The organism is Turicibacter sp. HGF1 (genome assembly GCF_000191865.1).
GTDB lineage: Bacteria > Bacillota_I > Bacilli_A > MOL361 > Turicibacteraceae > Turicibacter > Turicibacter sanguinis.
The window spans coordinates 23361-29495 of record NZ_AEXQ01000091.1 but is presented as its reverse complement, the minus strand read 5'-3'; the positions used below and the strand labels follow the sequence as shown (position 1 = coordinate 29495).

The window sequence follows — 6135 nt, the reverse complement described above, 5'->3', positions numbered from 1 at the left end:
TNTNTTTTATTTATTATAAAGAGCCTATGTCTCCTTTTTCTAATAGGTAATCTTCTAAAATTAAATTATTCTCATAGATATATGTAGCTGCATCCACACCGACATATCTTAAATGCCAAGGTTCGTATTCATATCCTGTTTCTGCTGTTCTACCTTGTGGATAACGTATAATGAATCCAAATCTATGAGCGTTTTCTGCTACCCATGCACCTTCTTTTGATTGACCAAAAGTCTGAGATAAACCTTCATTTACTGATTTTGCCGTTATATCAATTGTTAGACCAGTTTGGTGTTCACTATGACCTGCGCGTGCACTATAAGAATCTGCATATTGTTGACCATTAGTGGACACATAATTATTATATAAATTAACTTGGGTTTTATATGAGCGATAGCCACTACGTGCAATTAATGCATATCCTTTTTCTTGATTAGCCGCACTAAATAGTGATGAAAGAGCGTCTGCAGCTACTTTTCTTAAGTAGTTAGCCTCATTATTTGTATCTGGTCGATATAAAGGAACATTGAGATATACTAAATCACTTGGAATGTAATCTGAAGGTAATCGATAGTTTTTATTAACTAAAACTAATAAATTATCTGGATGTGCTACTTCTACAGTGTCTTTATAGAAGTTTGTTTTTACATTTGGATAAAGGACATAGTTTAATGCATATTGTACTGAATAATTACGATTACTTTTTAAAATATTTGCATAAGTTTGCATAGAATCGATATTAAATTTTGGAGAAGATGTAAGCTGTTCCAACGTTTCATCAGGTAAATTAAAAGAGGCTAAATACTCACGTTGCTCAGTCGAAAATCTATTAGGTATAGATCTAGTTTCTAAGTTGCTAACAATCAAACTATCATTAAGGTATTCTATTGTTTGAGCTTGAGTAGTAAAATGAGGTTTATTTAAGATGGTAGCAACATAAATAATTGATGTAAGTAAAATTAGACTAATGATTGATAATCGAATTAGTATTAATTTCTTTTTTTTTCGTTTGATTACGACGTTTTTTTTAGCCATTTTTGTTACTCCTTATTTATCTAATTTGAAGAATCTATAGTTTTTTTATTTTAATTGTAACTTTAAATAAATCCCCGTCCTGAGATAATTCAAAAGTAGCACCATGTAAATCTAGAATTGATTTTACAATTGCTAATCCTAGTCCTGATCCTTCAGTATTACGAGAACTATCTCCACGTTTAAATCGTTCGGTTAACTCTACTATATCAAATCCTAATTCATAATTCGATATATTTTTTAAAGTTATGACAATTTCTGATCCTTCATATAACATTTCTAAATAAACACGAGTCCCTGATTGAGCGTATTTTATAATATTACCAAATAAATTTTCAAATACTCGATACATCTTTCTTCCATCACAGTAGGCATACATTTGTGGAGCTGATGTTTTACTCCTCAAAATTAATTGATGTTCAATAAACTTATCTTCATATTCAGCAATAGACTGATGCATTAGAGCAACTAAATCAACTTGTTCTTTATATAATTCAACAGCCCCACTTGCCATCTTACTAGCTTCAAATAAATCATCGATTAAAACTTTAAGACGCTTGGATTTATTATCAATTATTTGTAAATATTCTTGTCTTTCTTCAGCAGTAATATCTGAACGTTTAGCTAAATCAACATAATTTAAAATGCTTGTTAAAGGTGTTCTTAAATCATGAGATACATTTGTTATGAGTTCTGTTTTTAGTCGTTCGCTATTCGATTGTTTTTGATTAGAAAGAATAAATCCTTCTCGTATAATATTGATGTTTTTTGCCATATCTGGGATTAATCCTTGGCCAGAAATGTGGATATCAGATGTAGATTTCCCTTGTGCCATAGAATCTAATGAATCGTTGATGACCTGAATTGTTTTACAACTTCTTTGAATTTTAAGTAAAACAATGAGTGCTAGAACAAAACTTATTGCTCCAACTAGTAGGAATGCAAATCCATCAATAATTGATGTTCCAATTATTATTCCCCAAAGGCCGATAAAGATGGTATACATTAAAACTTTTGTAAAAACTTTACGATAGATAGGGAGATTTCTAATATCATCGATATTAGTGCTGTAAAGACCATTCTCCCATTCCTTTTTTATGATAGATGGATTTTTAAGAAGATAGATTAATCCTTTAAATTGAAGGATAAAAACATAAATTAATAGGAAAATAGATGCAAATTTAGTGATTGTATTTAACCAGTGTGAAAACATATACTGTATATTCCAATAACCAAATACAGTATAATCTTGTAACAATATAATGGTCCAAATAAATAAAATCACTTTTATTTCAATGGGAAGAGTTTTATATTTTGCTTCTATCCACTTTAATTGTTCGGGTAGTTGGATAGATGTCGATTGTATCTTCTTATAGTAATGGTATAAAGGAAGTAATGAAATCATTGTAATTGTAAATCCAATAACGAGGAATATTTTATTGTTAGTGTATTGTTGATAACTTTGGAGAATTGTAGAATCTCCCATAGATGCTTTAGGAAGATATAATGTTCCAGTTAGACCATAGTTATGAGAATTATTGTTTACACGCGCAAAATTATCCTGGTTATTTCCTTTGTAAGGAATTTGAATAGTGTTTAATGTAGGAACACTATCGCTTGGTAGGTTGCTATATGTTGCCCCATTAGTATCGGTTAATTGATAATAAAAAGCGTCTTTTTCCGAATAGTTATAATTTTGATATTCTTGGAGTAACTGTTGATTTTTTTCATACTTAGAAAATTGGATTAATTGTTTTAATTCTTCATCAGAAAGAGAAGTGATTGATATTTGCTCATCTGTATTTTCATTGTATAAATAGTTACTATATTGATTCGAATTTACTTTAGCATCTAGTATCTCTTCTTTTGATACTTCAATACTATCTAATGGGATGCTAACCTGTGGTAATTGAATTTTGATATCATAAAACCAGTGTAAGAAGTCATCGACCTGTGAAGCATATTGACTAGATTCAAAATAATTCAATGGAAATAGGTTATTTATATTTTGGGTCACATAAGTGAAAGATAATAGAAAAATAAAACAGCAGACTAAAAATTTTATCCAATTGTTGTGAAGAGTCTTTTGTTTTATAGAAGAATTTGTTTTTTCAGACATATACTCAGCTCCAATCTATAGTTTTATTATGATACTAAGATACCATCAATATCTTAACAATTAGTTATTTGATTTCTTAAGAATTTCTTAATAAAAAAAACATAGTTCTGAAACTATGTTTTTAAGGTTTAAGTTGAGGGGAACGATTTATTTTAACTTGCTTGTTTACATCCATTTTAACTAATTTCTCATATCCTTTAATAGCTTTTTGAATTTTTAGTATTGCTTGTTAAATGCCTTTTGGGATTCTTTAGATTGAGGTGCATTTAGTAGACCAATATTATAGCTAATAAGGTAGCGTTTTGTCCAGTTTGATGAAGTTGGGATTAATTAAATACGAATGATAACTGATTGAATTTTCTGTTGATGCTACACTAGTTTCTACACGATCATGAGTAGATTCTACGAATGACTTAAGAAAAGAACGTAACCTTTTAACTTAATTCCTTCTCAAAGAAATAGTATATAGGATAAATCTAAGATTCGATTTTATATCCAACACCCCATACTACTTTAAGGTATCTGGGTTCTTTAGGATTAATTTCGATTTTTTCACGTATTTTTCTAATATGAACAGCAACTGTATTTTCTGCATTGTATCCTGGTTCATCCCATACGCGTTCATAAATATCGTTAATTGAGAATACACGTCCTTTATTTCTCATTAATAAGCTAAGAATTTTAAATTCGGTAGGGGTTAATCTTACTTCTATATCATCAACAAATGTTTGTTTAGTTGATAAATTAATACGAAGCCCATTAATTTCGATAGTGTCTTCGTCAGTTGTTTGTTGATTAGATGACTTAGCCCCTAACATTAAATAACGTCGTAATTGGCTTTTAACTCGAGCCACAAGTTCCATCGGATTAAATGGTTTTGTAATGTAGTCATCAGCTCCAAGTGAAAGCCCCATAATTTTATCTGTATCTTCTGATTTTGCAGTTAACATAATAATTGGGACGTTGGAGAATTCACGAATTAGACTAGTGGTAACAATTCCATCCATTTTCGGCATCATAACATCCATTAAAATTAAGTGAATCTCATTGGTCTTCATTAAATCTAGTGCTTCTTCACCGTTAGAGGCCATGATTGTTTCAATTCCTTCACCACGTAAATAAATACGAATAGCTTCGCGAATTTCACGTTCATCATCAACAACTAAGACACGAGAATCTTTCATAATATATTAATCCTCCTTCATCTCATTTTAAGTTATTATACCTTAATTAATTTATTTATGGCAAATTAATCCTAGATACGAGGATAAAAGAGTAAAGTTTTATTGGTCAATAAGGTTCATCTGTTCCCCACCATATTCAATACCACAGGCTTTGCCGATTCCTTGATAAAGGATAATATTGCGTTTGGTATCAAGTAATGTCATTTCAATTTCACCTAAAAGAGTTTCTTCAACAAGAGGAACCATTTCACCGTCTTTAGGACCATAGCATAAAACAAAATCATGCGGGTTAGTTTTAGTTTTTACAACAAGGTGTAAATGTTTCCGAGTCGCACATAAAATAATATCTCTATCGCAAACATTCAACGTAATAGAGCTTTTGTTTATGCTTGTAAAAGAATAAAAATTATTATCAACTGTTACACCTATGATAAAGCCCCTAAATTCCTTTACAAGTGGGAAAGGGATGGTAGCAAGAGAGCATGTAAGAGTAGCGCGTTGATCATTGAAACTGTTACTTTGAATCCAGATCCACGATTTTGGAAAGCTTTTGCCCCAATTTTTTTCGATATAGTATTTTCCATTACTGAAATCGATTAATTTTCCATTCACTTTAAGGTGCCCTTCTTCAATCGTTCCATCTAAAGCACAAACCTGACTGTAACATTCCATAAAAGAAAAGTGATTATAAAAACCCATACTTCCTGGATTAAATCTAGTATCGGGCCATTTTTTTCGAGGACTAAGGAATAGGACTCCCTTAATTTCTTCTTCAGAATTTAGAAGTTGAACATTAATTTTACTAAGGCTGAATTCATTTAATCCAATGTTGATCTTTAAATGACGTGGATTTGAGTAGAATTCATTTGTACTATAACGAAAATATTGATAACTATGATCAATTAAGTTGACGACTTGAATAAAACAATGATGATCGAGTGGATCTTTCCCCCGGGAAATTCCAGGAATAAATGCTAAGGCGTAAGTGGCCGTACTATCCACAATTTTAAAATACCACCCCTCAAAAAAATTAGTGTATTGATTTTGGCCATGATATAAATCAGGATTTATTTTCATTATTACCTCTCCATATAATAATTTGCCATTGCTAAAAAAGAGATTTATATTTTTTTATTATGTGTCAAAAAGTAGATTTTTAAACCATTAAATGAAAAAAGTTGCAAGCCATGAAGGAACAGGATATGATGGGATTAGATAAGATGAAAGGATGATAACATGACTTTAAAATTTGATGAAGTTTTCTCCATTATGAAAAAATCATTTCCACAAGAGGAAATGAGAAATTACGAAGGACAAAAAGCTTTATTAGAGCGTGATGATTATTTTATTAAAACTTACATGCATGAAGATGAAGTTGCTGGTTTTTGTGCTTATTATAAGTTTGATAATTTTATTTATATTGAACATTTAGCATGTAATCCAGAGGTTCGAGGACTAGGAATTGGAACGAAACTAGTTCAACAGGTTATAGCTGAAGATGAAAATCGAGTGGTTATTCTAGAAGTTGAACCGCCTGTTGATGAACTGACAAAAAGACGTGTTAGATTCTATGAAAAATTAGGATTTAAATTAAATCCACATTATCATTTTCAACCATCTTTAAATGAAGGGATGGATGGGTTAGAATTAAAGATTATGTCTTCAAATACTGAATTATCAGAAGAGGCGCAAATTAAATTTAGAAGAGTTTTAAATGAAAAGGTGTATGGGGTAGATAAAGATTTATATATTTAACAATTTATATGAATAATATCCATAAAAATACAAATCTTAAAAGAGAC

At 30.4% G+C, this 6135-nt stretch carries 5 protein-coding genes; 1 reads left to right on the top strand and 4 read right to left on the bottom strand.

The features are described from left to right. Window positions 1–13: 13 nt before the first annotated feature. From HMPREF9402_RS09000 to HMPREF9402_RS08985, 4 genes are all read right to left on the bottom strand, one after another. Window positions 14–1033: a M15 family metallopeptidase gene (locus HMPREF9402_RS09000; protein ID WP_009607179.1), complete on the bottom strand. Its 1020-nt coding sequence runs from the start codon at window positions 1031–1033 to the stop codon at window positions 14–16. 34 nt (window positions 1034–1067) lie between these two features. Next, window positions 1068–3149 carry a sensor histidine kinase gene (locus HMPREF9402_RS08995; protein WP_229040247.1) on the bottom strand — a complete coding sequence of 694 codons (2082 nt, stop codon included), beginning with the start codon at window positions 3147–3149 and terminating at the stop codon, window positions 1068–1070. A 476-nt stretch (window positions 3150–3625) separates the two neighbouring features. Continuing rightward, window positions 3626–4333 carry a response regulator transcription factor gene (locus HMPREF9402_RS08990; protein WP_009607175.1) on the bottom strand — a complete coding sequence of 236 codons (708 nt, stop codon included), beginning with the start codon at window positions 4331–4333 and terminating at the stop codon, window positions 3626–3628. Between the two features lie 99 nt (window positions 4334–4432). Then, window positions 4433–5410, bottom strand: coding sequence for a tocopherol cyclase family protein (locus HMPREF9402_RS08985; protein ID WP_009607167.1), 978 nt, complete (start codon window positions 5408–5410; stop codon window positions 4433–4435). A gap of 159 nt (window positions 5411–5569) precedes the next feature. Here HMPREF9402_RS08985 and HMPREF9402_RS08980 point away from each other — a divergent pair, with 159 nt between their 5' ends. After that, entirely contained in the window at window positions 5570–6088 is a 519-nt protein-coding gene (locus HMPREF9402_RS08980; RefSeq protein WP_006783190.1) for a GNAT family N-acetyltransferase, read from the top strand. Window positions 6089–6135 lie beyond the last annotated feature (47 nt).

Bases quoted from the DNA above. Each gene is read 5' to 3' on its own strand.
- HMPREF9402_RS09000 (WP_009607179.1), bottom strand. From the start codon at position 1,033: ATGGCTAAAAAAAACGTCGTAATCAAACGAAAAAAAAAGAAATTAATA.
- HMPREF9402_RS08995 (WP_229040247.1), bottom strand. From the start codon at position 3,149: ATGTCTGAAAAAACAAATTCTTCTATAAAACAAAAGACTCTTCACAAC.
- HMPREF9402_RS08990 (WP_009607175.1), bottom strand. From the start codon at position 4,333: ATGAAAGATTCTCGTGTCTTAGTTGTTGATGATGAACGTGAAATTCGC.
- HMPREF9402_RS08985 (WP_009607167.1), bottom strand. From the start codon at position 5,410: ATGAAAATAAATCCTGATTTATATCATGGCCAAAATCAATACACTAAT.
- HMPREF9402_RS08980 (WP_006783190.1), top strand. From the start codon at position 5,570: ATGACTTTAAAATTTGATGAAGTTTTCTCCATTATGAAAAAATCATTT.